The sequence below is a fragment of the Oscillibacter sp. 1-3 genome, assembly GCF_000403435.2.
GTDB lineage: Bacteria > Bacillota > Clostridia > Oscillospirales > Oscillospiraceae > Oscillibacter.
Window position 1 is genome coordinate 851,660 of the sequence record NZ_KE159703.1, and the last position, 25,602, is coordinate 877,261.

24 protein-coding genes and 1 pseudogene are annotated in these 25,602 nt (G+C 59.2%); 23 read left to right on the forward strand and 2 right to left on the reverse strand.

Features of this window, described 5'->3' with window-relative positions; all coding sequences use genetic code 11:
* Window positions 1-14 precede the first annotated feature (14 nt).
* The 9 genes from neuC to C816_RS04150 all read left to right on the forward strand — a co-directional run bounded on the left by neuC (window position 15) and on the right by C816_RS04150 (window position 13,287).
* Window positions 15-1,190: a UDP-N-acetylglucosamine 2-epimerase gene (neuC, locus tag C816_RS04125; protein ID WP_016321157.1), complete on the forward strand. Its 1,176-nt coding sequence runs from the start codon at window positions 15-17 to the stop codon at window positions 1,188-1,190.
* 3 nt (window positions 1,191-1,193) lie between these two features.
* The gene (locus tag C816_RS04130) at window positions 1,194-1,880 is read left to right on the forward strand and encodes an acylneuraminate cytidylyltransferase family protein (protein ID WP_016321158.1); all 687 of its coding nucleotides are present in this window, start codon (window positions 1,194-1,196) and stop codon (window positions 1,878-1,880) included.
* A 584-nt stretch (window positions 1,881-2,464) separates the two neighbouring features.
* Window positions 2,465-4,273, forward strand: coding sequence for a polysaccharide biosynthesis protein (locus C816_RS04135; RefSeq protein WP_196803609.1), 1,809 nt, complete (start codon window positions 2,465-2,467; stop codon window positions 4,271-4,273).
* A 712-nt stretch (window positions 4,274-4,985) separates the two neighbouring features.
* The gene (locus C816_RS24715) at window positions 4,986-5,123 is read left to right on the forward strand and encodes a hypothetical protein (protein ID WP_242832106.1); all 138 of its coding nucleotides are present in this window, start codon (window positions 4,986-4,988) and stop codon (window positions 5,121-5,123) included.
* Between the two features lie 12 nt (window positions 5,124-5,135).
* Entirely contained in the window at window positions 5,136-5,282 is a 147-nt protein-coding gene (locus tag C816_RS25550; protein ID WP_371254350.1) for a TraX family protein, read from the forward strand.
* A complete protein-coding gene (locus tag C816_RS25300; protein ID WP_256378380.1) occupies window positions 5,275-5,397 on the forward strand; it encodes a hypothetical protein in 123 nt (40 codons plus the stop codon). The genes C816_RS25550 and C816_RS25300 overlap by 8 nt, the downstream gene beginning before the upstream one ends.
* A 624-nt stretch (window positions 5,398-6,021) precedes the next feature.
* A complete protein-coding gene (locus tag C816_RS04140) occupies window positions 6,022-9,327 on the forward strand; it encodes a PD-(D/E)XK nuclease family protein (RefSeq protein ID WP_016321160.1) in 3,306 nt (1,101 codons plus the stop codon).
* A gap of 1 nt (window position 9,328) precedes the next feature.
* On the forward strand, window positions 9,329-12,889 hold the full coding sequence (gene addA, locus C816_RS04145; protein WP_016321161.1) for a helicase-exonuclease AddAB subunit AddA: 3,561 nt from the start codon (window positions 9,329-9,331) through the stop codon (window positions 12,887-12,889).
* 2 nt (window positions 12,890-12,891) lie between these two features.
* Entirely contained in the window at window positions 12,892-13,287 is a 396-nt protein-coding gene (locus C816_RS04150; RefSeq protein WP_016321162.1) for an SRPBCC family protein, read from the forward strand.
* Window positions 13,288-13,409: 122 nt separating this feature from the next.
* Here C816_RS04150 and C816_RS04155 read toward each other — a convergent pair whose 3' ends face one another.
* Window positions 13,410-14,720: an alpha-amylase family glycosyl hydrolase gene (locus tag C816_RS04155; RefSeq protein WP_016321163.1), complete on the reverse strand. Its 1,311-nt coding sequence runs from the start codon at window positions 14,718-14,720 to the stop codon at window positions 13,410-13,412.
* 234 nt (window positions 14,721-14,954) lie between these two features.
* On the opposite strand from C816_RS04155, the gene rpmE reads away from it, so the two are divergent.
* The 6 genes from rpmE to C816_RS04185 all read left to right on the forward strand — a co-directional run bounded on the left by rpmE (window position 14,955) and on the right by C816_RS04185 (window position 18,691).
* The gene (rpmE, locus tag C816_RS04160; protein WP_016321164.1) at window positions 14,955-15,158 is read left to right on the forward strand and encodes a 50S ribosomal protein L31; all 204 of its coding nucleotides are present in this window, start codon (window positions 14,955-14,957) and stop codon (window positions 15,156-15,158) included.
* Window positions 15,159-15,415: 257 nt separating this feature from the next.
* Window positions 15,416-15,931: a flavin reductase family protein gene (locus C816_RS04165; RefSeq protein WP_016321165.1), complete on the forward strand. Its 516-nt coding sequence runs from the start codon at window positions 15,416-15,418 to the stop codon at window positions 15,929-15,931.
* Between the two features lie 122 nt (window positions 15,932-16,053).
* Window positions 16,054-17,325 (forward strand): GTPase HflX, encoded by a 1,272-nt coding sequence (gene hflX / locus C816_RS04170; RefSeq protein WP_016321166.1) that lies wholly within the window; start codon window positions 16,054-16,056, stop codon window positions 17,323-17,325.
* 53 nt (window positions 17,326-17,378) lie between these two features.
* On the forward strand, window positions 17,379-17,609 hold the full coding sequence (locus C816_RS04175) for a hypothetical protein (protein ID WP_040654604.1): 231 nt from the start codon (window positions 17,379-17,381) through the stop codon (window positions 17,607-17,609).
* A gap of 213 nt (window positions 17,610-17,822) precedes the next feature.
* On the forward strand, window positions 17,823-18,059 hold the full coding sequence (locus tag C816_RS04180; protein ID WP_016321168.1) for a helix-turn-helix domain-containing protein: 237 nt from the start codon (window positions 17,823-17,825) through the stop codon (window positions 18,057-18,059).
* Window positions 18,056-18,691, forward strand: coding sequence for a YigZ family protein (locus C816_RS04185; protein WP_016321169.1), 636 nt, complete (start codon window positions 18,056-18,058; stop codon window positions 18,689-18,691). The genes C816_RS04180 and C816_RS04185 overlap by 4 nt, the downstream gene beginning before the upstream one ends.
* Before the next feature lie 32 nt (window positions 18,692-18,723).
* Here the strand turns inward: C816_RS04185 and C816_RS04190 are convergent, their stop codons facing one another.
* Window positions 18,724-18,951, reverse strand: a complete 228-nt coding sequence (locus C816_RS04190) for a heavy-metal-associated domain-containing protein (RefSeq protein WP_016321170.1) — start codon at window positions 18,949-18,951, stop codon at window positions 18,724-18,726.
* A 304-nt stretch (window positions 18,952-19,255) separates the two neighbouring features.
* Here C816_RS04190 and C816_RS04195 point away from each other — a divergent pair.
* From C816_RS04195 to C816_RS04225, 8 genes and pseudogenes are all read left to right on the forward strand, one after another.
* Window positions 19,256-19,429, forward strand: a pseudogene (locus C816_RS04195) (alpha/beta-type small acid-soluble spore protein); the annotation flags it as partial.
* A 282-nt stretch (window positions 19,430-19,711) separates the two neighbouring features.
* A complete protein-coding gene (locus C816_RS04200) occupies window positions 19,712-21,190 on the forward strand; it encodes an ATP-binding protein (RefSeq protein WP_016321172.1) in 1,479 nt (492 codons plus the stop codon).
* Between the two features lie 32 nt (window positions 21,191-21,222).
* Window positions 21,223-22,719: a class I SAM-dependent DNA methyltransferase gene (locus C816_RS04205; RefSeq protein WP_016321173.1), complete on the forward strand. Its 1,497-nt coding sequence runs from the start codon at window positions 21,223-21,225 to the stop codon at window positions 22,717-22,719.
* On the forward strand, window positions 22,719-22,934 hold the full coding sequence (locus tag C816_RS22410; RefSeq protein WP_155978926.1) for a restriction endonuclease subunit S: 216 nt from the start codon (window positions 22,719-22,721) through the stop codon (window positions 22,932-22,934). Before C816_RS04205 ends, C816_RS22410 begins: the two co-directional genes overlap by 1 nt.
* Complete coding sequence (locus C816_RS22415; protein WP_242832107.1) at window positions 22,886-23,152, forward strand: hypothetical protein; 267 nt, start codon at window positions 22,886-22,888, stop codon at window positions 23,150-23,152. The genes C816_RS22410 and C816_RS22415 overlap by 49 nt, the downstream gene beginning before the upstream one ends.
* A 280-nt stretch (window positions 23,153-23,432) precedes the next feature.
* Complete coding sequence (locus tag C816_RS04215) at window positions 23,433-23,744, forward strand: HU family DNA-binding protein (protein ID WP_016321175.1); 312 nt, start codon at window positions 23,433-23,435, stop codon at window positions 23,742-23,744.
* Window positions 23,745-23,798: 54 nt separating this feature from the next.
* Complete coding sequence (locus tag C816_RS04220; protein ID WP_016321176.1) at window positions 23,799-24,422, forward strand: TetR/AcrR family transcriptional regulator; 624 nt, start codon at window positions 23,799-23,801, stop codon at window positions 24,420-24,422.
* Between the two features lie 188 nt (window positions 24,423-24,610).
* Window positions 24,611-25,471: a tyrosine-type recombinase/integrase gene (locus C816_RS04225; protein WP_016321177.1), complete on the forward strand. Its 861-nt coding sequence runs from the start codon at window positions 24,611-24,613 to the stop codon at window positions 25,469-25,471.
* Window positions 25,472-25,602 lie beyond the last annotated feature (131 nt).

The window sequence follows — 25,602 nt, forward strand, 5'->3', positions numbered from 1 at the left end:
AGGGGGAAGTCTTTGTGAAATATTCTGTGTGCGCTGTGACCGGCACCCGGGCAGAGTTTGGATTGCTGCGCCCGCTCTTGGAGAGGTTAGAGCTGGAACCATCCGTGGAGTTACAGCTGGCAGTAACTGGCAGTCATTTAAGCCAAACTTTTGGTGGAACCGTGTGCGAAATTGAGGAGGCCGGTTTTCTCTGCTGTGATAGGATTCCCATTTTACACGACGGAGACAGCAAAGTTGATATGGCCCAGATTACGGGAAAGGCGCTTTCTGCCTTTGCGGATTATTTTTCCCGGAAACGGCTGGATTTGCTGATAGTCCTGGGGGACCGGTACGAAATCTTTGCCGCTGCTTCTGCAGCTGCTATGCTGGGAGTTCCCATTGCGCATCTCTGCGGTGGAGAAACGACAGAGGGTGCTGTGGATGAGTTTTTCCGCCACTCAATCACGAAAATGAGTATTCTCCATTTTACCGGGTGCGAAGAATACAGGCACAGAGTAATTCAGCTGGGAGAGGCGCCAGAGCGGGTGTTTAACGTAGGTGAGCCCGGTGTAGAGAATGCCGCCAATTTAGCGGTTCTTACATCGGAGGATTTACGAATGGATATTGGCTTTCCAAGAGTGGGACGACCTTACGCCGTGGTAACCTTTCACCCGGTTACCATGGAAGATGGGAAAGCAGAAGAGCAGCTGCGAGAATTGATTCAGGCGATGGATGCTTTTCCGCAGCTAGATTATATCGTTACTTTGGCCAATGCGGATGCCGGGGGACGAATCATCAACCACATCTGGAAAGAAGAGAGTCGCTGCCACTCGAATTGGCTGGTGATTCCCTCTCTTGGTGCAAAACGTTATGTGTCTGCTATACGTTCTGCTGAATTTGTGTTGGGGAATTCTTCCAGTGGGATTGTGGAGGCTCCGTTTTTCCATACGCCTACTATCAATATCGGAGATCGCCAAAAGGGCCGCGTTATGGCGGAGAGTGTTCTTTGCTGTCAGCCCTCTGCCGGTGATATTGCGTTCGCCATGCGGCGGGTGATGACGCCCGAATTTCGGATAGCTGCGGCGCAGGCATCCAGTCCCTTTGGCGATGGGCATACATCTGAAAAGATACTTCCTGTGCTCTTGCGTTTTTTAGAATCGTCCAACAAGAGCCTGAAAAAAACGTTTTACGATGTTTCTTTTGAGGTATAGTTTATGAAAAATCTTGCCATTATCCCGGCTCGCAGTGGTTCCAAGGGCTTGAAAGATAAAAATATTCTTCCTTTGAATGGAAAGCCTCTACTGGCGTATTCCATTGAGGCGGCATTTTCCTCTGGCTGCTTTGACACGGTACATGTATCCACAGACTCTGAAGAATATGCCGACATTGCGCGCCGGTATAACGCGGATATTCCCTTTCTGCGGAGTACGGAAACGGCTGCGGATGATACGTCGTCCTGGGATGTTGTGCTGGAGGTTCTGGAAAAATATGCCCGTACAGAAAAATTTTTTGAAACAGTGGCTTTGCTTCAGCCCACTTCGCCGCTGCGGAAGCCGGACGACATTTGCCGCGCATATCAACTGATGGAGGAAAAACATGCCGAAGCGATTATTTCTGTTTGTGAGGTAGACCATCCCCCGCTCTGGTGCAATACCCTGCCAGAGGACGGTTGTATGGACGGTTTTCTCCTCTCTGAAAATCGTGGTCCACGTCAGATCCTGAGACCATATTACCGCATCAACGGCGCGCTGTATCTTCTGACAGTATCTGCGCTTCAAGCCCAAGGCGGTGTTGTGTACAATTCGAATTGCTATGCATATACCATGCCCAGAGAACGTTCCATTGATATTGACGTAAAACTGGACTTTTTGATTGCCGAAATGCTGTTGCGGCAATCCTGATCTTTTATAGAGCGGTTGATAGCTTGATTTTGCAGATGGCGCATAACCAGCGTACCAATATGACCAGGCGCTTTGCCGGGATTCCGGCGTATGTTGAGCGGCCTGGTTATAAATGGCGGAATGTATAGAAGCAAGAGATTTTTCGCGGGATAAAGCAAACGTTTATAGGAATTGTGGACTTGCATTTTCAATGAAGTCAGACCTCCCATTGGGCCGAGGATGGCGGACTTCAAGATTTTTTAACGTTGCACAGAGGAAAATTTCCGCTGTTTGAGACCATTTCCCTTTTCAACAAGGCCTGGACGGGTCTCCAGTGGAGTTCTGGAAATTTTCTTAACCCTCTTTTCAAAGTCAAAATATTGTGTTATATTATCATGCAAAGGTAACTTTGCGTTGCTTTTGCATGATTTCTGCTGTCTCCTATCGAAAAAGCAGATTACAGAAAGGCTGACTTTGTACTAATGAATCGTTTTCGGAATCTCTTTCTTTTTCTATGTGACGCCATAATTCTGGTGGGTGTGGCTCTTCCATTGGCCCTTTTTTCCCTGCGCTATTCTCTGTCGGACGCCGTAGGGACAGGAAATTTGATTCCACACCTGATTCTCCTCTATTTTTGTACGGTTGCATTTCAACTTCTGTTCCATACATACGATAGTCTTTGGCGCTACGCTGAGAGCCGGGAGTACCTCTCGCTGCTGATGGCTGCGCTCTGCGGCTTTGGTGCATATGAGGTCATCACCCACTTTGTTTTGAGCATTGGCGTTATCTTTTTCGTGCTCCTCACCGCCATCGCCGCGCTCTGGGTTCTTGGTATGCTGCTGGTTCGCTTTGTGTACCGCGTAGGCCGGGGACACCTCCAATACCGCCAGGGTTCACACCGGATCTCTATGGCCATCGTGGGCGCCGGCGCCGCCGGCGTGCAGCTGCTGGAGGAGGTCCAGAACAACCAGGACAGCCCCTACGCCGTCCAGTGTTTTTTCGATGATGACCCCGCTAAACAGGGCAGGCGCGTCCGGGGCGTACCGGTCAAGGGGCGTATCAGGGACATTCCTGCCCGGGTGAAGGCCATGGACATCCGGGAGATCGTGGTGGCCATTCCCTCTGTGACGGAGTCCCGGCGGCAGGAGATTTTGCAGGAGCTGTCCTCGCTGGACAAGGTGAAAATCCGGGTCCTGCCCAGCACCTTGGATATGCTGAGCCGGCGGCCTATTCGGGCCCAAATGCGGGATGTTCAGATTGAGGATCTGCTGGGGCGGGACCCGATCCAGTTGGATCCTGCTCCGGTGGATGCTTTCCTTGGCGGAAAGACCGTCATGGTCACCGGCGGCGGCGGTTCTATTGGTTCGGAGCTGTGCCGTCAGATTGTCAAGCATGCTCCCCGGCGGCTGGTAATCGTGGATATCTATGAAAACAACGCCTATGATATTCAGCAGGAGCTGCTGTACAAGTACGGCGGGCGGCTGGACCTTTCGGTGGAGATCGCCTCCATCCGAGATCAAGAGCGGCTGCGGCAGCTGTTTGCCCGATACCGGCCCGATGTGGTGTTTCATGCCGCCGCTCACAAGCACGTCCCCTTGATGGAGCAGAGCCCCCAGGAGGCGGTGCGGAACAATGTGTTCGGCACGCTGAACTTGGTGCGGACGGCGGACGAGTACGGCGTTTCCAAGTTTATCCAGATCTCAACCGACAAGGCGGTGAATCCCACGTCCGTCATGGGCGCTACCAAGCGGATGTGTGAGATGATCGTACAGTCTATGAAGGGGCGCAGCGAGACGGCCTTTGCTGCGGTGCGGTTTGGAAATGTGCTGGGCTCCAACGGTTCCGTGGTGCCCTTGTTCAAGCGTCAAATTGCCGAGGGCGGTCCTGTTACCGTGACGGACAAGCGGATCATTCGGTATTTCATGACCATCCCGGAGGCCGCCCAGCTGGTGCTGCAGGCCGGAGCCATGGCAGAGCAGAACGAGCTGTATGTCCTGGATATGGGCCGCCCGGTGAAAATTCTGGATCTGGCGGAAAATCTGATCCGTCTCTCCGGCTACACACCCTATCGGGATATTGATATTGTGGAGACTGGTCTGAGACCCGGGGAAAAGCTTTATGAGGAGCTGCTGATCGCCAGCCGTGATATTGAAAAGACGGAAAATGACCAGATCTTTGTGGAGCGTCAGCCTGCTGTTACAGCGGAGGAGCTGAAGGAAAAGCTGGCTGTTCTGGCGGCCGCCCTGGAAAAGAACGATCCCTCTGTGATTCGGGGGGCGCTGCACCAGGTGGTGCCCACGTTCCACGAGCCGGAGGAGCTGAACCGGGATCAGGGGCAGGAGGTTTACATTCCGGAACAGAGCCAGCAAAAGACGGGGAAGGTCTTGTCTTTCCGGCAGAGGGCGCACGGATAATTGGAGATTTCCCCGTAATTATGATGCACTCTGCGCAAAACAGAAGATCCGTCGTTTGGGCATTCTGCCATTTTTCAAACAGGGCCTAACTCCTAATGCAGGGATAGCCAGCAGGCTTCCAACCAGCCGAATCATAGATGACTGCTGAAGGATGGACTGACGCGACAACGGGTTTACAGCACTGAAAAATGTGCCGTACCCAGGGCGCACCCGTCCATGCTCCTGTTCTGATATTCAATATAGCCCTATGCTCGGGATTTGTCTACTGGGAACCTGCTGGCCAGGGCTTCTTTCCTATGCCAACTTGCCCTGTTCCTTAGTATAATTATACTAAGGGCGCACTTACTCACCACCAGCAAGCTGGCGGTGGTATGGCCTGCGGTCATCGTGCGCCCTCCGGGGGGCGGCTTCGCCGGGGGTTCTTCCCTGTCAGTATATACCAGCAGACGCCAACGGCGGCTTGTGCATCGGGCGGAGCTTCGCTGATGCACTGGGGGCTTGGGGGCCTTTAGCCACCAACAAGCGGCACAGGGTATATACATGTGCATTGCTTGCCACTACCATCAGCGTCCAAAAACAAGGGCTGAATATCGCCCATATCGATGCTATACTTTGCTCGCCACTACCATCAGCGTCCAAAAACAAGGGCTGAATATCGCCCATATCGATGCTATACTTTGCTCGTAACAATTCGACAAATCGGGCTGTTTGAATGGAAGGAAAATCACCCAAAATGACAGCGATACAGTTCAAGCGTCCCTTGACAGGTTTCCAGCTGAAGTTGATTGCCCTGGCAGCCATGATTGTTGACCATGTGGGTGCCGTCTTCCCCACGCTGGATGCTTTTTGAGTGATTGGGCGGATGGCTTTCCCAATTTACGCTTTTTTGATCGCAGAGGGATGCCGTCATACCAGAAACCGGCAACGCTATCTCGTTCGGCTGGGCTTGTTTGCTCTAATCAGTGAAATTCCATTCGATTTGGCCTTCGATGTCATTTTTAATGGGTGAGAGATTTCCCAAGGTGGACTTTCTGCGGCATACCAGCGTTTTCTACACACTGTTTTTTGCCGTTGCGGCCATTCACACCTACGAAACTCTGCGCTGCCAGCCTCGAAAGTTCTAGCTGGCGGGCGTAGCCTTCGGGCTCCTGGGGACATTCCTAGAAGGCTTGGCGATTGCGCTGACCGGAAACGCACTGATCTGCCTCTCTCTGGCCTACACATGGGTTTTGGGAACGCTGTTTCTGTACAGCAGACTGCCGGATGGTACACCCCAGCCGGACAGAAACTTCCTCTCATCCGTACTAGCGACAGTTCCTGTGTTGCTCATCAGCAATGGCGCTCTATTGCGGGCTTCCTGCATCCACTGCGCTATGGCTTCCGCCCTTGGTATCTAGTTTTCGCGCTGGCCGCTTCCGCGCTTGCTTTTTTCTACAACGGCCAGCGGGGCCGGAATTGTAAATGGCTCTTCTACTGGGCCTACCCTGTGCATATCGCCGTCCTTGCTGTCCTGCGGCTGCTACCTATTATGTGAACCATTTTCTCGCCGCTATTATTTTCAGTTTATCGGGGGATTTCATCTTTTGAGTGAAATCCCCCTTGACAAATGTTCTCTTGCTACAGCTTCTGAGAATACAAGCCAGAGCCCGCCGCCCCCGGCGGGTTTTTCGCTGTATGAAAAAATTTGCCCCGGCGGGCCGGATGTGCTATCATGGGGAAAACAGTCGAAACCAGGGAGGACAGGCCTTATGCTGCACATTCTCATCGGGCGGGCCAAGACGGGAAAATCGGATATGGCGCTCCGCCGCATCCGGGAGCTGGGGGACGGCGGGCGGCAGATTCTGCTGGTGCCGGAGCACGCCTCCCATCAGGCGGAGGTGGATTTGTGCAGGGCCTGCGGCCCTGCCGCCAGCCGCCATGCGGAGGTGCTGAGCTTTCGCCGGCTGTGCGAGCGGGTGCTGGCCATCACCGGCGGCGCGGCCCAGGTGACGCTGGACGCAGGCGGCAAGCTGCTGACGCTGCAAAAGGCCCTGCTGGAGGCGGCTCCGGAGCTGACGGTCTACCGCCGTCCCTCCCAGAAGTCCGCCTTTCTCCAGCAGCTGCTGGACCTCTTTGACGAGCTGCGGTGCTATGAGGTGACGCCGGAGATCCTGTACGAGCAGTCCCGGGAGATCGGCGGCGCCACCCGGGACAAGCTCCGGGACCTGAGCCTGCTGTACGGCGCCTATGAGGCCCGTCTCCGCCGTCCCGGGCTGGACGCGCGGGACCGGATGAGCAAGCTCTGCGACAATCTGGAGGACTCGGGCTACGCCCTGGGGAAGGACGTCTTCATCGACGGCTTCACCTATTTCAACGCCCAGGAGCGGCGGGTTCTGGAGGTGCTGCTGCGGCAGGCCCGGTCCGTCACCGTCACGCTGCTGGGAGAGCTGAACAGCCGGGAGGAGGTCTTCGAGCCCTCCCTCAAGACATTGGAGCGTCTGCGCCGCCTGGCGGAGCGGAGCGGCTGCGGGACGGAGGTCCAAGAACTTGCGGCGGAGGACGGGACCGCCCTGGGCCACGTGGAGCGGTACTTCTTCGGCGAGAACCGGACCTTTTCAGGGGACTGCGGCGCCGTCCGCCTCCGGGAGGCGGACACGGTGTACTCCGAGGTGGAGCGGACGGCGGCGGACATCCTGCGCCTGACGGCGGCGGGGAAGTGCCGCTTCCGGGACGTCACCGTGGCGGCCCGAAACCTGGGGGACTACGCCGGGACCATCGAGACCGTGTTCGAGCGGTACGGCATTCCGGCCTATCTGAGCCGCCGCAGCGACATTTTGGAAAAGCCGGTGGTGAGCCTCCTCACCGGCGTGCTGGCGGCCGTCGGCGGCGGGTATGAGTACGACGATATGTTCCGCTGGCTCAAGACCGGCCTTGCCGGCCTCACGCCGGAGGAGTGCGATTTGCTGGAGAACTACGTGCTCAAGTGGGAGGTCCACGGCGGAATGTGGCTGCGGGATGTGGACTGGGCGGAGAACCCAGACGGCTACGGCGCGCCCTGGAACGAGGCCCGGCAGGCCCGTCTGGACCGGGTCAACAGCCTGCGCCGCCGGGTGCGCCGGCCCCTGGCCCGCCTGGCGGAGGGCCTGCAGACCGGGGAGACGGCGGGGGAGAAGATCGCCGCCCTCTACGGCTTTATGGAGGAGCTGACGCTCCAGGACGCCCTGGAGGCCCAGATGCGCCTCCAGGCCGCCGCCGGACGGCTCCAGGACGCGGAGGAGACGGCCCAGCTGTGGGAGATTCTCTGCGGCGTGCTGGACCAGTTTGTGGAGATCCTGGGGCCGGAGCCCATGGGGCTGGAGGAGTTCACCCGGCTGTTCCGCCAGGTGATGACCCAGTACAGCGTGGGCACCATCCCCGTGTCGCTGGACCAGGTGTCCGTCAGCGAGATCACCCGGAACGACCGGCACACGGCAAAATACCTCTTCCTCCTGGGGGCCAACGACCACGTCCTGCCCTTCCCTGGCCAGGGGGGCGGCATTCTCAATGACGACGACCGGGACGAGCTGGCCCAGCGGGGTGTTGAGCTGGCCCCCGCCGGCATGGAGCGCATGGGCATTGAGCTCCAGAATCTCTACGCCGCCCTGGCCCAGCCCACCCATGGGCTGACGGTCAGCTACCCCACGGCGGACGCCGCCGGGGCGGAGCTGCGCCCCGCCTTTGTGATCGGGCGGCTGCGGACGCTGTTTCCGGACCTGCGGGTGGAGCGGGAGAGCGGCGGCCGGGAGTACCGCCTGACGGCGGCCGTTCCGGCGCTGGAGGCGGCCGTCCCCGGCGGGGCGCTTTGGCGCTACTTCGCGGAGCGGCCCGCCTTTGCCGGGCGGCTCTCGGCCATGGAGCGGGCCTCCCGGCTGCACCGGGGAAGCCTGTCCCCCGGGGCGGTGCGGGCGCTGTACGGCGAGCGGGCCGCCATGTCCGCCTCCCGGCTGGAGCGGATGCGCTCGTGCCACTTCGCCTACTTTATGGAGTACGGCCTGCGGGCAAGGCCCCGGACCCCCGCCGCCTTTGACGCGCCCCAGATCGGCACCTTTCTCCACTACCTGCTGGAGAACGTCACCCGGGACGTGCTGGCCCAGGGGGGCTTCGCCCGGGTGGAGCGGGAGGAGCTCCGGGCCCTGGTGCGCAGGTACATCGAGGAATACGCCGCCCGGGAGCTGCCGGACCTGGAGGGAAAGAGCGCCCGGTTCCGTTATCTCTTCGCCCGGCTGCGGAATACCGCCTACGCCGTGGTGGAGCAGGTGGCGGAGGAGCTGCGGAACTCGGACTTCATCCCCCTGGAGTTTGAGCTGTCCTTCGGGGACGGCGGGGACCTGCCCGCCGTAGTGATCTCCGAGCCCGACGGCGAGCTGCGGGTGGGCGGCAAGGTGGACCGGGTGGACGGCTGGGTGAAGGACGATAAGCTCTACCTCCGGGTGGTGGACTACAAGTCCGGCCGGAAGGCCTTCGATCTCTCCGCGGTGCGGATGGGACTGGACATCCAGATGCTGCTCTACCTCTTCACCCTGCAGAAGGAGGGAAGCGGCCATTTCGGCCGGGAGATCGAGCCGGCGGGCGTGATGTACCTCCCCGCCAGGGACGAGATCCTCTCCATGGAGCGGAACGTGGCTCCGGAGAAGCTGAAAAGCGAGCGGGAGAAGCAGCTGCGCCGCTCAGGGCTTTTGCTGGCGGAGCCGGCGGTGCTCCAGGCCATGGAGCACGACGCGCTCCGGGAGCCCCGGTATCTGCCCCTGCGGGTGAACCGGAGCGGGGAGCTCTCCGGCAGCATCGCCTCGGCGGCCCAGCTGGGCAGACTGGGGCAGTATGTGGAGCGCCAGCTGCGCCAGATCGCCCGGGAGCTGCGCCAGGGCAACATCGACGCCGACCCCTGGTGCCGCAGCGAGGACGACAGCTACTGCAAATACTGCCAGTGGGCCAGCGCCTGCCATTTTCAGGACGGGCAGGACGGCGACCACCTGCGCTACATCCTGCCGGTGAAAACAGAGGACTTCTGGCGGGAGATCGGGGAAGAGGAGGAATGACATGGGCGAGCTGAAACTGACGCCCCAGCAGAGGGCCGTGGTGGAGAACCGGGGCGGGAGCCTGCTGGTGTCCGCCGCCGCCGGCTCCGGCAAGACCAAGGTGCTGGTGGAGCGGCTGTTCCGCTATGTGACGGAGGAGCGCTGCAATGTGGACGACTTCCTCATCATCACCTACACCAAGGCCGCGGCGGCGGAGCTGCGGAGCAAGATCGCCGCGGAGCTGACGAAGCGTCTGGCGGAGAACCCAGGGGACGGGCATCTGAAGCGTCAGCTCCTGCGGGTGTATCAGGCGGACATCAAGACCGTGGACGCCTTCTGCACGGCGCTGCTGCGGGAGAACACCCACCTCCTGGCCCGGGAGGGGGACCGCCACGCCCTGACGCCGGATTTCCGGGTGCTGGACGAGAGCGACGCCGTTCTCCTCCGCCGGCGGGTGCTGAACCGGGCGCTGGAGCGGTTTTACGACGGGCTGACTCCCGGCGGGGAGCTCCTGGCGGACACCCTGGGGGCGGGGCGGGACGACTCCCGCCTTGCGGATCTGGTGCTGGAGGTCTACGGCAAGCTCCAGAGCCACGCCTACCCGGAGCGGTGGCTGGCGAAGAGCCGGGGGGCCTGGGCCGGCCTGGGAGCTGACTTTGACGGCACGCCCTACGCCGGGGAGCTGCTGGGCTTCGTCCGGCGGAAGGCCCTCCACTGGGCGGAGCTGCTGCGGCGCTCCGCGGCGCGGATTGAGGGGGACCCGGCTCTCTCCTCCGGCTACGGAGAGAAGTTCCTAGCCGCCGCCTGGGGCTTCCAGGCCCTGGGGGAGGCGGGGGCCTGGGAGGCGGCCCGCCGGGCGGCCCTGGAGATCGTTTTCCCCCGGCTGACCACGCCCAAAGGCCGCAGGGACGACCCGGAGGTGACCGCCCTGAAACAGGTCTGGGACGGCTGCAAGGCGGAGACGAAAAAACTTTTGGCCCTGCTGGATGTCAGCGGGGAGGAGGCCATGGAGGACCTGCGCTCCACAGCCCCGGCCATGGAGGCCCTGCTGTGCCTGACGGCGGACTTTGGCGAGGCGTACCGGACGGAGAAGCTGCGGCTGAACGCGGCGGATTTCTCAGACCAGGAGCATCTGGCCCTGGCGCTGCTGGTAGGGCCGGAGGGCGGCCCTACGGAGCTCGGGGAACAGATTGCGGGACGGTACCGGGAGATTCTGGTGGACGAGTACCAGGACACCAACGAGGTGCAGAACGCCATCTTCCGGGCCGTCTCCAGGGACGGGCAGAACCTCTTCACCGTGGGGGACGTGAAGCAGAGCATCTACCGCTTCCGTCTGGCAGACCCCACCATCTTCCTGGAGAAGTATGACCGCTTCAAGCCCTGGGAGGAGGCGGAGGAGGGGGAGGAGCGGAAGATCCTCCTGTCCAGAAACTTTCGCTCCCGGCGGGAGATTCTGGACGCCGCCAATTTCATCTTCGCCAACATCCTCTCCCCGGAGATGGGGGAGATGGCCTACGGGGAGGACGAGGCACTCCACTTCGGCGCGGCCTACTACCCGGAGCGGCGGGACTGTGAGACGGAGTTCCATCTGATCTCCGCCCATCAGCGGTCCGCGGCAAACGGCCGCCCGGTGAAAAAGCTGACGGCGGAGGCCCGGTTCATTGCCGGGCGCATCCGTGATCTGCTGGACGGGGAATACCCCGTCACCGAGGAGGACGGGACCTTCCGCCCCTGCCGGCCGGAGGACATCGTGATCCTCATGCGCTCCCCCGGCAGCCGCCTGGCCGCCTTTGCACAGGCCCTGGCGGAGCGGGACGTGCCCTGCTCCTTTGAGGAGAGCGAGGACTTTTTTGAGACCATGGAGGTCTCCGTCATGGTGGCCCTTTTGTCCCTGGTGGACAATCCCCGGCAGGACGTGCCGCTGATCGCCGTGCTGCGCTCGCCCCTCTTCGGCTTCACGGCGGACCGCCTGTCGGAGATCCGGGGCGCCAGCCGGGAGGGGGACTTCTACGACGCGGTGAAGGCCGCCGGCGGGGAGGACTGCGCCGCCTTTCTGGAGACCCTGGGGGAGCTGCGGCAGGCGGCCCGGGACATGGACGTCCACCGGCTGGTGTGGCACATCTACAACACGCTGAACGTCCTGGGCGTCTTCGGCGCCATGGACCGGGGCGCGGAGCGGCGGGAGAACCTCATCGCCCTGAGCCGTCAGGCGGAGCGGTTTGAGAGCGGCGGCTACCGGGGGCTCTTCGCCTTTGTCACCCACCTGCGGCGGCTGCTGGAGGCGGACGAGGCGCCCGCCGCCTCCTCCGCGGCGGCGGCAAACGGCGTGCGGATCATGAGTATCCACAAGTCCAAGGGCCTGGAGTTCCCCATCGTCATCCTGGCGGACCTGGACCACGCCTTCTCCCGGCAGGACTTTGACACGCCGGTGCTGGTCCACCCGGAGATGGGCCTGGGGCCCCGGCGGGTGGATCTGGAGCGGAAGATCCAGTATCCCACCCTGGCCCGGCGGGCGGTGGAGGAGAAGCTGCGGCGGGAGAATCTGGCGGAGGAGCAGCGGATTCTCTACGTGGCCATGACCCGGCCCAAGGAGAAGCTGATTCTGGTGGACGCCATGTACCACGCCGAGGGGCGGCTGCAGAAGCTCTGCGCCATGGCCTCCTGCCCGGTTCTGCCGGAGACGGCGGCGTCGGCGAAGTCCTTTGGAGACTGGCTTCTGCTGCCCCTGCTGTGCCGCCCGGAGGCCGCGCCTTTGCGGGATTTCGCCGCGGCGGAGACGGCGGCATGCTATGGGGGGGACGACGCCCCCTGGCAGGTGTTCGTCCACGACGGCGAGGACTTCCGCCCGCCCGCCGCCGGGACGGTTTTCCGGGAGGAGGCGCGGGAGGAGACCGGGGACTTTGACCCCGGCCTGCTGGAATTTGCATACCCCTATGGGCGGGAGACCCGCCTCCCCGCCAAGATCACCGCCACCCAGCTCAAGGGCCGGGCGCTGGATGAGGAGATTGCGGAGAACGCCGCCCATACGCCCTATCTCCGGCCCTTGTCCCAGCCGAAATTCCGGCGGGAGAGCTGCGGCCTGACCCCGGCGGAGCGGGGCACCGCCACCCATCTGGTGCTCCAGTACCTGGACTTTGGGAGCAGGGACGCGGCGGCCCAGACGGCGGCCATGGCGGAGCGGGCGCTGCTGACGCCGGAGCAGGCCGCGGCGGTGGACGTCCCGGCTCTGGAGCGGTTCCTGGCCTCCCCCCTGGCGGAGGAGATCCGGGGCGGGAAGAATGTTTTGCGGGAGTACCGCTTCACCCTGCTGATGGAGGCCCGGGCCTATGATCCTCAGGCCGCGGCGGAGGACGCCATGCTCCTCCAGGGCGTGGTGGACTGCTGCTTTGAGACGGAGGCGGGGCTGACGGTGGTGGACTTCAAGACCGACCGCGTGGAGACGGCGGCGGAGGTCCGGGCCAGGGCGGAGTACTACCGTCCCCAGCTGGAGGCGTACAGCCGGGCTCTGGAGCAGGTTCTGGAGAGGCCCGTGGCCCGGCGGGCGCTGTACTTCCTGCATCCGGGGACGACGGTGGAGGTGTAGAGATGGCAAGAGCGAAAATCACGGCGGAGCTGGCCTGTCCCCCGGAGCGAGTCTGGGAGACGGTGACGGACCTCGCCCGCCAGGGCTGGCGGGGAGATGTGGCGCGGGTGGAGGTCACCGGGGAGCGGACCTTTACGGAGTATGCGGCGGGCGGCTTTCCCACCGTCTTCACCGTCACCCGGCGGGAGCCGCCCTGCCGCTGGGCCTTTGACCTGGAGAATGAGAATATCAAAGGCAGCTGGGCCGGGGAGTTCCGTCCCGCCTCCGGCGGCTGCCGGGTGACGTTTACCGAGGACGTGACGCCGAAAAAGGCGTGGATGCGCCCCCTGGCGGGGCTGTACCTGAGACATCAGCAGCGGCAGTATTTGAAGGACCTGAAAAAAGCGCTGGACCTGTGACAAAAGCCCCCGGCGGACAAATCGTCCGCCGGGGGCAGTTTGTCAAAAAGTGCCGAAGAACTTCGTCAACGGAGAGGAAGGGTGTGCGCGGGAAACCCAAGAGGGGTTTCCTTGCGTCATATTCACCGTTCACACTTCCAATAGGCCACGCTGTAAGGGGGCAGCTCACTGCCGCCGCCGAAGTCGTGGAGCTTCCCGGTAAGGAGATCCACCGCCTGGCCGCAGCCGGCGTCAAAGTGGGCGGTGTAGGGCTGGCTGTCGGCGTTTACCGCCACCAGCACCCGTTCGCTATCCGTCCGGCGCTGGAACACGGTCTGCCGGTTGGTGAGCACCAGCTCATGGAAGTCCCCGAAGCACAGAGCCTCGCTCTCCCGGTGGGCCTTTATCATGGCGGCGATCCGGTCCGTCAGCTCCGTCCACTGGGGCGCGTCAAAGCAGGGCCGCAGGGCGTCGTCTCCCTGGGACTTGTCCCCCAGGGCGCCCCACTCGCTGCCGTAGTAGACGCAGGGAATGCCGGGCATACCGAAGAGAATACCGTACATCAGCGGCAGGTGGGCGGGATTTTGCAGGATGGAGGCCGCCCGGGTGACGTCGTGGTTGTCGGCGAAGCACAGCAGGTGCTTGCCCTTGTACAGCGTCCACTGCTCCGGGCCGAACTGCCGCTTGAGGCTGTGTACGATCTCGAAGAGGTTCATGGAGTTCAGGGCGGAGTACAGGCCCTTGTAGCACTCGTAGTTGGTGCAGGAGTGGAGCATCTCGCCGCCCACCCACTGGTTGTAGTCCCCGTGGAGTGTCTCGCCCAGCAGGAAGAACTCCGGCTTCAGTCCGTCGCAGAAGGAGCGCAGGCGGCGCAGAAAGTCCTTGTCCAGACAGTAGGCCACGTCCAGCCGCAATCCGTCGATGCCGAAACTATCCGCCCAGAACTTCACGCACTCCAGCAGGTAATCCGCCACCGCCGGGTTCCGCAGGTTCAGCTTCACCAGCTCGTAGTGGCCCTCCCAGCCCTCGTACCAGAAGCCGTCGTTGTAGTTGGAGTTGCCGTCGAAATTGATGTGGAACCAGTCCTTGTAGGGGGAGTCCCATTTCTTCTCCTGCACGTCACGGAAGGCCCAGAAGCCCCGGCCCACGTGGTTGAACACCCCGTCCAGCACCACTTTGATCCCATGGCTGTGGAGGGTCCCGCAGACTTTGGCGAAGTCCTCGTTGGTGCCCAGGCGGCAGTCGATTTTCCGGTAGTCCCGGGTGTCGTAGCCGTGGCGGTCGCTCTCAAAAATGGGGGAGAGATACACTGCGTCCGCACCCAAACGCCGGATCTGTTCCGCCCAGTCCCCGATTTTGCCGATGCGGCTGGCCAAGATGCCGTCATTCTCCCTGGGGGCCCCGCAGAAGCCCAGGGGATAGATCTGATAGAATACGCTTTTGTCCGCCCACATATAAAAAACCTTCCTTTCCGGCGTGATGCCGATAAATAACAGTATATCACAGATTGTTCCCCAGGTCGAGGGATTGGCAAAATCTCCGGCCGTTTTGCCGGATTTTGAAAAAAATTGGATTTCCAGAAGAAAAAGACTTGCATTTCCGCTTTCTCTGTGGTACACTTATTATCGCCTTTGTGAGGTGAAAGCTTTTCGGAGGTAGTCTGAAAGCGAAAGAGGTGAACGAGAGCAATGAAGGAAGGAATCCATCCCAATTATCAGCAGACTACGATTACTTGCGCCTGCGGTAATGTGATTGAGACAGGTTCTACCAAGAAGGATATCAAGGTGGAAGTCTGCTCTAAGTGTCACCCCTTCTTCACGGGTAAGCAGAAGCTGGTGGATACCGGCGGACGCGTGGCCAAGTTCAACAAGCGTTTTGGCCTGGACAAGTGAGAAGCGCGCAAAAGGGTCTGCTGCGGCAGACCCTTTTTCTTTGTGCGGGAGTGTCCGCTTCGCGGATTTTATGCGGGGGCCGGGCTCTGTCCCGTCCACCGGAAACCGGGCGTTTTGGGGAGAACGGGCGGGGACGGAGCCCCGCCCCTGCAAAGCCGAAATCGCGGTTGGACACCTCCTCTTTGCGCTTCGGTGTTTACTTTTTCCACCGGAGCGCATATACTGAATATGCGTTTATTTGAGAGGAGCTGGTAACTGTGAAACTGCACCCTGTGGACCCCAAGGAGCTGACCCCCGGATTGCTCCAGGCCTTCGGCACGAAGAACGCCCTGCTGACCGCCGGAGACTGGGAGCACTGCAACACCATGACCATCGGCTGGTGTCAGGCGGGCCGGCTGTGGAACCTGCCGGTGTGCACCGTCTATGTGCGCCCGGAGCGGTACACATATCAATTCATGGAGGATCAGGACTATTTCACGGTGTCCGTCCTGCCGGAGGGAGAAAAGAAGACCATGGCCCTCTGCGGCTCCAGAAGCGGCCGGGACATGGACAAAATCAAGGAGTGCGGCCTGACGGTCCGCTATGGCGCCGGAGGCGCCCCCTTCTTTGAGGAGGCGGAGGCCGTGCTGGTGTGCCGGAAGCTGTACGTCCAGGACATGGCGCCGGAGTGCGTCGTGGCCGGACAGGAGAAAATCCTCCCCTATTACGGCGAGAAGGGCGGCTGGCACCGGATCTACACCGGCGAGATCGCGGAGGCCTATTCCGCCGACTGAGAAGTTGTATTCACAGGCGTTCGGCACTTATAAATACAGCTTCTGGAAAACAGAAATTGGGATTGGGCGCGGAGTACGGGATAGATTCCAAAGGCCCCATTCCCGATCGATAAAGAGGTATTATGCGGCAAACAGAAGAGATTCGAGACAAAGTGGTGCTGGTGGGTCTGAACTCGCCGGTGCTGAAAAAAGAGGAGAACGCCAGCGAGGAGACCATGGAGGAGCTCTCCGCCCTTGTGGAGACCGCCGGGGGCGAGACGGTGGGCATCGTGCTTCAGAACCGCCCCGCGCCGGACCCCCGGACCTTCATCGGCGAGGGGAAGGTGGCGGAGGTGCAGCTCTACTGCGAGAATGTGGAGGCCACCATGGTCATCTTCGACAACGACCTCTCCCCCTCCCAGCAGCGGGTGCTGACGGACCTGCTGGGCGTCCAGGTGCTGGACCGCTGCGGCCTGATTCTGGACATCTTCGCCCAGCGGGCCCAGACAAAGGAGGGCCGCCTCCAGGTGGAGCTGGCCCAGTACCGCTATCTGCTGCCCCGGCTCACGGGCATGTGGACCCACCTGGAGCGTCAGGCGGGCACCAGCGGCAAGGGGCCCATCGGCTCTAAGGGCCCCGGCGAGACCCAGCTGGAGACGGACCGCCGCCACATCCGGCGGAAGATCGACAAGCTCCGGGAGGACCTGGAGGACGTGCGCCGGGTGCGGGGCACCCAGCGCCAGCAGCGGCGGAAGAACGAGATTCCGGTGGCGGCCATCGTGGGCTACACCAACGCCGGCAAGTCCACGCTTTTAAACCGCCTCACCGGGGCGGGCATTCCGGCCAACAACCGTCTCTTTGACACCCTGGACACCACCAGCCGCCTGCTGGCGGTGAACGACACGCTGGACGTGGTGCTCTCCGACACGGTGGGCTTCATCCGTAAGCTCCCCCACCAGCTGGTGGAGGCCTTCAAGGCCACGTTGGAGGAGCTGGAGTACGCCGATCTGCTGCTCCACGTCATCGACGTGTCCAACCCGGAGTGGCAACTCCAGGCCCAGGTGGTGGAGAGCTTGATCGCCGAGCTGGGGGCCGGGGAGCTGCCCCGGATCGACGTGTTCAACAAGTACGACCGGCTTCCCGTGGGGGAGATCATGCCCCACGGGGAGGACATCTGCGCCATCTCCGCCAAGACCGGCGAGGGTGTGGACAGGCTTCTGGAACTCATTGGCCGGAAGCTGGACAAGGGCGTCCGCCGGGTGGTGCTCCGGATTCCCTACGACAAGGGCGGTCTGGTGGACACGCTGTACCGGGAGGCCAAGGTGGAGAATGTGGAGTACGGCGAGACCATCGTTGTGACGGCGGTCTGCGGCCCCAGGACACTGGGGCGTATGGAGCCCTTCATTGTGGAGTGAGGGGGGGCCACCCTCGGCCCAGAGGAACGAGCCTCGGGAGACCCGGCGGGAGTATGCCGGGCTGGTCCCTTTCTGGTGCGGAAGCTCAGGACGAAGGCGTGGACGGCGGTGAACTCCAGGCACTTGTCCAAATCTTTCGGGACGGAGGGCGGCAGATCGTTTTTGACAAGGTCGAAATGAGAGCGGTAGTCCTCCGGCGGAACGGCGTCCAGCTGGAAGCGGATGAAGTTGGCGTGGAGCCAGAGCATGAAGCCGAACATGAAAAATCCCTCCAATACAGATGATGATTTCTGGTCAACATTAGGCCATGTTTGAAAAGAGTCAAAACGCCCAAACGGTGGATCTTGATCCGCCACTCTGCGTTAAATGTTCTTGCCGGGCGTCAGCCCGCCTGCAAAAATTTGCCTTGATTGGCGAAAACATCTCTCGCCGTTGGGCATTCCGCCATTTTTCAAACAAGGCCTAACTGTGTTTTTGCATGCTGCCAAGGGGGTCACATGGAAATTGGAAAAAGATTAAAAGCGCTTCGCAAGGAGCTGAAGGCATCACAGGAAAAGGCTGCCAGGGCAATTGATATTACCGCTCGCAACTATTACAGAGTTGAATCCGGAGAGGGGCTTCCGGTTCTCTGCGCCTTGGCGGATCGCTTTCAGGTGAACGCGGATTACCTGCTTGGCCGGACCGGCGTGCGGGAGATGCTTCCTTCCTCTGTCCAGGGGGAGGATGTCCCATGAGCGGCTATCTGGTGCCATATCAGGACAGCGAGAGCGAGTTTGTGGAAAAGCGTTCCCGCTTTATCAGCCAGCTCTGGCGGGTGGAGACCGAGGCGGAGGCCCGGGCCCATCTGGAGGCGGTCCGGAAGAAGTACTATGACGCCCGCCACCATTGCTGGTGTTACCTACTGAAAGACGGGGCCGTCCGTTACTCCGACGACGGTGAGCCCCAGGGTACCGCCGGCCAGCCCATGCTGAACGTATTCCAGCGCCAGGAGGTCACCAACGTCTGCTGTGTGGTGACCCGGTACTTCGGAGGAATTCTGCTGGGGACAGGAGGATTGACCCGGGCCTATACCCGGGGGGCCAGGGATGCCCTGGAGGCGGCGGGGGTGTGCCGGGTGAGCCTTTGGACGCTGTGGGACGTCCCCTGTACGTATCCGCTGCTGGAGCGGGTCAAGCTGGAGATCGCCGCCTGCGGCGGCGTGGTGCGGGACACGGTTTACGGCGCGGACGTGACGCTGCGGGCGGCCTTTCCCGCCGGGGGAGCGGAGGACTTCATCCCCAGGCTGACGGAGCTCTCCGCCGGTACGCTGGAGATGGCGGCGGCGGGAGAGGAGTACCTGCCCGGTTCCAGAGAAGAGGCGAAATAGCGGCGGCGCGTGCCAAAGGCACGCGCCGTTTTTTACTCTCCGTCCAGATGATCCCGCAGCTGAAATCCCAGCTCCTGGACCTTTTGCATAATCTGTTCCTGCCGGACGCCGGAAGTGTCATAATCCACCGCCAGGCACCCTCCACCGCTGACGCTGACGGAGGTGACTCCCGGCAGGGTATCCAGCTCCCGTTTCAGCAGCGCCGCGTCGTGTTTTCCGGCGGCGTCCTCCAGAGAAAAATAAGCGCTCAGACGAGCCAAAGCAATCACTCCTTTGAGGATAGGATGTCCCGCGGGAGCGAAAAGATGTAAATGAGGAGCGCGTGAAGCTGATATACTGTAACCGGTGCAATTGAAAAGGCGCAGTTGTTCTTCAACAGCGCTGACTATATTATATGAAGATTCGAAAGAAACAGCGGGCAGCGGAAAACCTAGGCTTGGTTCACAAAAATTTCCGGCAGAAAGAGCGGATATTCCCGATAGTTCGAGTCAAACTATGCAGGCGATACCCAATGGACCCGCACGCGAATCAACGAGTATGATTGATGAAAAGGAGAAATTGACTATGTCCAGCAAGAACAACAACAAGATCAATGTTCCCGAGGCCCGTGCCGCTATGGATAAGTTCAAGATGGAGGCTGCCGCTGAGGTTGGCGTCAACCTGAAGGAGGGCTACAACGGCGACCTCACCAGCCGTGAGGCCGGCTCCGTGGGCGGCCAGATGGTCAAGAAGATGATACCCATAAGAACTGCGAGCTTTGCGCGGGCGGACAGAACGGCTATAGGGCATCGGGTGATGGTTACATATCGGGCGGGACTATACCTGTAAAGTGAATAGAAAGAGAACTCACCCGCAGGGAAACAGCTCTCTGCGGGTGAATTGTGCATTTTCGATTGATTTTTCTTCTCTTGTCTGTTATGATGTTTCTAGGAACACAACAACATAAGAACTAATATAAGAAAAGTCTTACTTATCCCCTTTCTTTCTTATGTTCTTGCGGCTTAAATAAGGAGTGTGCTTATGCTGGAAGAAGAATTTGGAAAACTGCTTTTAAGAGTTCAGCAGCGAAATTGCGAGGAACAGACCCTGGAGGTCAAGGCCGCCAACAAGGGATGTCCGGAGCGGCTCTATGACACGTTTTCTGCCTTTGCCAACCAGAACGAGGGCGGGATGCTTTTATTTGGTCTGGATGAAAAACAAAGGTTTGCCAAGGTCGGGGTCTATGATGCCCAGGACCTGCAAAAGAAGCTGATGGAGGTGGGCGAATCCATGACACCGGTGGTGCGTCCTGTTTTGTCTGTCTATGTGGAGGGGGCTATGCTGTTTGTGGCGGCGGAGATTCCCCCCCTGGATCTGGCAGAGCGGCCCTGCTTCAAAACAGCCCGGGGCCGGCTCAAGGGTTCCTTCATCCGGGTAGGAGACGCGGATAAGCCTATGACGGAGTATGAGGTTTACAGCTACGAGGCCTACCGCAAGCGGAGCCGGGACGATCTGCGTCCGGTGGAGGGGATCTCATTGTCCGCACTGGATCCGGTTCAACTGGAGCAGTACCTGCTGAAGCGCAAGCTGGATCGCCCCAATTTTGCCTCTGTTCCGACGGAACAGCTCTATGAACTGACCGGACTGCAAAAGGAGGGACAGTTTACCCTCACAGCGGTCCTGCTGTTTGGCCTGTATCCCCAAGCCTATTTTCCGCAGCTCAGCATTATTGCATCCCGTGTGCCGGGTACTGAGATGGGTGAAGTGGATGAAACAGGGCAGCGGTTTCTGGACAGCAAACGCATTGAGGGCAGTCTGGTGGAAATGCTGGAGGGTGCGGTCAGCTTCCTGCGAAGTAATATGCGCATGGCTGTGCGCATTGATCCTAAAACAGGAAAGCGGCAGGATATGCCGGAATATCCCCTTGACGCCCTTCGGGAAGCGGTTTTGAACGCGCTGGTCCACCGGGATTACAGTACCCATACAGAAAATATGCCCATCCAGCTGATCATGTTTTATGACCGGGTGGAAATTCGAAACCCTGGCGGACTTTATGGGCGTTTGACGGTGGATCAACTGGGAAAGATCCAGCCGGATACCCGAAATCCGGCCGTGATCACCGCAATGGAAGCCTTGGGACAGACGGAAAACCGCTATTCCGGTATCCCAAGAATCCGCCGTGCCATGGCGGAGGCCGGCCTGCCCGAACCGGTATTCCGGGATGACCGCTGGGAATTTTCCGTCTGCCTCTATAACAAGGAGGCGGCAGAACAGCCTCCAGAACGCAAACCGGCGCTTTCCGCTGAAAAACTGCCCTTGGACGACCGCGGACTGCTTGACTTTTGCAGGACGCCCCGCACGCGAAAGGAAATTGTGCGTTTTTTGGGGATTGCCTCCGGTCAGTACGCTACCCGGCGCTACCTGGAGCCGCTGGTGAAATCCGGGATGATTTTGATGACCCTCCCGGACCGGCCCAAAAGCCCGAAGCAGACCTACCAGACAAATCCGGATATCCGGTGATCAATCATAAAAACCAGAAAGAGAGAACCGCTATGATTACAGGCGAACTGAAAAACAAGATCAACGCCCTCTGGGAGATCTTCTGGACGGGCGGCATTACCAACCCTCTGGACGTGGTGGAGCAGATGACCTACCTGATGTTCATCCACGATCTGGATGAGACAGACAATCTGCGCGCCAAGGAGAGCGCCATGCTGGGCTTGCCCTACAAGAGTATGTTCGGGGAGGAGGTCCAAATTGGGGAGCGGACTGTCCCGGGCAATCAGCTCAAGTGGTCGGTATTCCACGACTTCCCCGCCGGGAAGATGTACACCGTGGTGCAGGAGCAGGTGTTCCCCTTCATCAAGAACCTCCACGGGGACAAGGGCAGCGCCTACGCCAAGTACATGGACGACGCCATCTTCAAAATCCCCACACCGCTGATGCTGGACAAGGTTGTCACCGCCCTGGACGAGATCTACGCCCAGATGGCCCAGCTCCGGGACGGCGACGTGCGGGGAGACGTGTATGAGTTCCTTCTGTCCAAAATCGCCACCGCCGGGGTGAATGGCCAGTTCCGCACGCCCCGGCATATCATAAAAATGATGGTGGAGCTGATGGCCCCCGGTCCAGACGAGGTCATCTGCGACCCGGCCTGCGGTACGTCGGGCTTTCTGGTGGCGGCTGGGGAGTACCTGAAAGCCAACCGCAAGGAGGAAATCTTCTTCAACCGGGAGAAGAAAGCCCACTACATGAACGCCATGTTCCACGGCTTCGACATGGACCGCACCATGCTACGCATCGGGGCCATGAACATGATGACTCACGGGGTGGACAACCCCACCATCGAGTACCGGGACAGCCTGTCCGACCAGAACCCGGACCGTGAAAAGTACTCCCTCATCCTGGCCAATCCCCCCTTCAAGGGCAGCCTGGACGCGGATATCGTGTCCGCCGACCTGCTGAAGCTGTGCAAAACCAAGAAGACTGAACTGCTGTTTTTGGCCCTGTTTTTGAAAATGCTCAAGGTGGGCGGGCGGTGCGCCTGTATCGTTCCGGACGGCGTGCTGTTCGGGTCGTCCAAGGCCCACCGGGATATCCGCCGGGAGCTGGTGGACAACCACCGCCTGGAGGCGGTTATCTCCATGCCCTCGGGGGTGTTCAAGCCCTACGCCGGGGTGTCCACCGGGGTACTCATCTTCACCAAAACCGGCCACGGCGGAACGGACAAGGTGTGGTTCTACGATATGCGGGCGGACGGCTTCTCCCTGGATGATAAGCGGTCCCCCGTGGCGGAGAACGACATCCCCGATATCGTCGCCCGGTTCCATGACCTGGCCGGGAAGGAGGCCCGGGAGCGCACCGAGCAGTCCTTCCTGGTGCCCAGGGAGGAGATTGTGGAGAATGGCTACGATCTGTCCATCAACAAGTACAAAAAGACCGAGTATGTCCCCGTGGAGTACCCGCCCACCAGCGAGATTTTCGTCCAGCTGCGCCAGCTGGAAGCCGAGATTCAGAAGGGACTGGAGGAATTGGAGGGGATGGTGTGATGGCGAGATTGGGGGACATTTTTACAATATCTTCTGGTGGAACACCAGATAAAAGACAGGCGAAGTATTATGAAAATGGAACTATTCCATGGGTGAAAACAGGAGATTTAAAAGAAAAATATGTTTCACATATAAATTCTACAATTCTCCTGCCGATTACGCCCGTATGCGTGAGGTGTCAGACCGGCTTTGCCGGGAGTACGCTATTTCTGTGATAGAGAACCCCGGCGAGCGGGCCAAAAACTACGCAGAATGGCAAGCCGAGCAGAACGGCAAGCCCACCCACCGGGGCACCATCCGGGCCGACATTGACCGGGCCATCCTCGCCTCCACCACCGAGCGCGACTTTCTGCAGGTGATGGCTGGCAGTATCACCGCCGATATGAACCGGCTCTTTGCCGCCCAGGAGAAAGCGCAGAAATACTCTTTCTGATATTGTTATCCATGGCCAGACCCAGGACAGGGCGGCTTTTTTCATTCCTCAAGCAGCTTTGAAACGGGAACTTCGAGCGCATCCGCAATTCTGAACAGCGTCTTCATCGACACGCCAAAAGTCTGTGTCTTTGACGCTGCCTTGATGCTTTCCAATACATAAATTTATTGACACTCCTGATGTTCAACTATATAATGCAGATTTGTCCAGTCTTTTACTTGATTGGACACACAAAATGTTATTGGCAAAGGGGTACTCTTTGCCAGAATAGGAGGAAAATATGAATAAGCAGGAATTGATCGAACGTATGGCGGGCAAGACCGGGATGGCAAAAAAGGACTGTGGTATTGCCTTGGATGGTATGCTGTCTGCAATCACAGAGGCTTTGCAAAAGGATGACAAAATAAAGCTGACTGGCTTTGGCACTTTTGAGGTGAAGCACCGGGCCGCCAGAACAGGCCGCAATCCGCAAACCAAGGAGACTGTGGAAATTCCGGCGCAGAGCGTTCCGGTGTTTAAGGCGGGAAAGGTCTTGAAAGAAAGCATTCTTGGTAGCAGCGAGAAAAGAGTATTGTCAAAAGCTGCGCTTTAGTATATAATTCCTCTGTGAATAGGTGACAGGAGAAGTGGTTATTGCAGGGGGGAAGTGATTACACTGGATGACACCAAGACCCGGATCATCGTTGCCGCAATCAAGGCTGTACGGCAGTATGGCCTGGAAGGGGTGCGCATCCAGAACGTCAGCGAGCTGGCGGGGATTTCATCAGGAGCGATTTACCGCCACTTTGACGGCAAGGATCAACTGCTGGTGGAGTGCTTCACTTATGTGGACAAGCAGGCGGCGGCAATCTTTGAACATTTGAAATTCAACCCGCTGCTTATGCTCACTGACCCTATGGGTGCGGTAAAGGCGCTGTGGGTGCCCTATTTTCGGTTTTGGACATCCCGCCCGGACGAAACAGTTTTTTATCACCGCTTTCGGGACAGTACGTTTTTCCCCCAGTATGACAAGAGCCGGGATGTGACCTATTTCAAGACGTTTATTGGAATGGTTGACGTTTTCAAAAAGGTATTTCCAAGCCTGGACAAAATCAATCAGGATTTATTGTGGCTCCACGTCCTCACATCCACTGTTATGTACGCAAAGTATGTGGTGGAAGGGACGCTTCCAGACAATCAGGAAACCGAGGACACTGTGTTTCAGTTGTTAACCACTGGACTGAGCGGCTATTTGAAACCGGAGAAGCCTAAAAAATCAAGACGAAAATGAAAATGTGCCGCTGGAGGCGGTTCATTTTTAGTAGTTTGATAATGAACGTTCACTATCATACCGGTTAAAGGCACGCTCGGTTCTCAAATTTTTTTGGCGCTAAGGGGGGGTGAACATTCACTAACTTTGGAATAACCTTCTTTCTATTCGGAAAACTATCTGCATCGAATACAAAGGAGATTATTGCCATGTTCAGCCAGGAAGCAGCTTTCACAATTACCGCCGACCACATTTCCCAATATGCGGCGCACCTCCAGGAACAAGAGAGAGCCAAGAACACTGTAAAGAAATATGTTCATGACCTTAACGATTTCATGTTGTTTCTGAATGGGAAAGCCGTCACAAAGGTGGCCGTGATTGCGTGGAAAGAGCATCTGGCTGATACCTATACCCCAGCCACAGTCAATTCCATGCTGGCAGCGGTCAACAGTTTTTTCCAGTTCATGGACTGGCCGAAGCTGTCTGTCAGGCCGCTGAAAGTACAGCGTCCCCTTTTCTGTGATGAAAGCCGGGAAATGACCCGCGCTGAATATGTCCGTTTGGTGAACGCGGCCCAGCGGCAGGGAAATGAACGGCTGTCCCTGCTCCTTCAAACAATTTGCGCCACAGGCATCCGGGTATCAGAACTCCGATTTATCACCGTGGACGCTGTGACCCTGGGCCGTACAGTGGTCACGAACAAGGGAAAACGGCGAACTGTCTTTCTGCCTGGGAAGCTGTGCGGGCTGCTGAAAAAGTATCTGAAAAAACAAAAAATCACCGACGGATCGGTGTTTGTGACGCGGACGGGCAAACCCCTTGACCGCTCCAATATCTGGCGGGATATGAAGGCTCTGTGTGAAAGCGCCGGGGTTGAGCCAGACAAGGTGTTCCCCCACAACCTGCGGCATCTGTTCGCCCGGACGTATTACTCGCTGGAAAAGGATTTGTCCCGGCTGGCGGATATTCTGGGCCATTCCAATGTCAGCACCACCCGCATTTATACCGCAGAGAGCGGTTTTGTTCACGCCCGACAGATGGAACGGCTGGGTCTGATCCTTACAACATAATTTTTGTTATGTTGTTGTTTAGACCGCAACAGGTCAATATACATATCGCATTATACAGGAAAAACGGCTTTCTGACAAGTCCTTTTACAACTTAGGCATGAAGAAACTGACGGGATGCTCTCTATATTTAT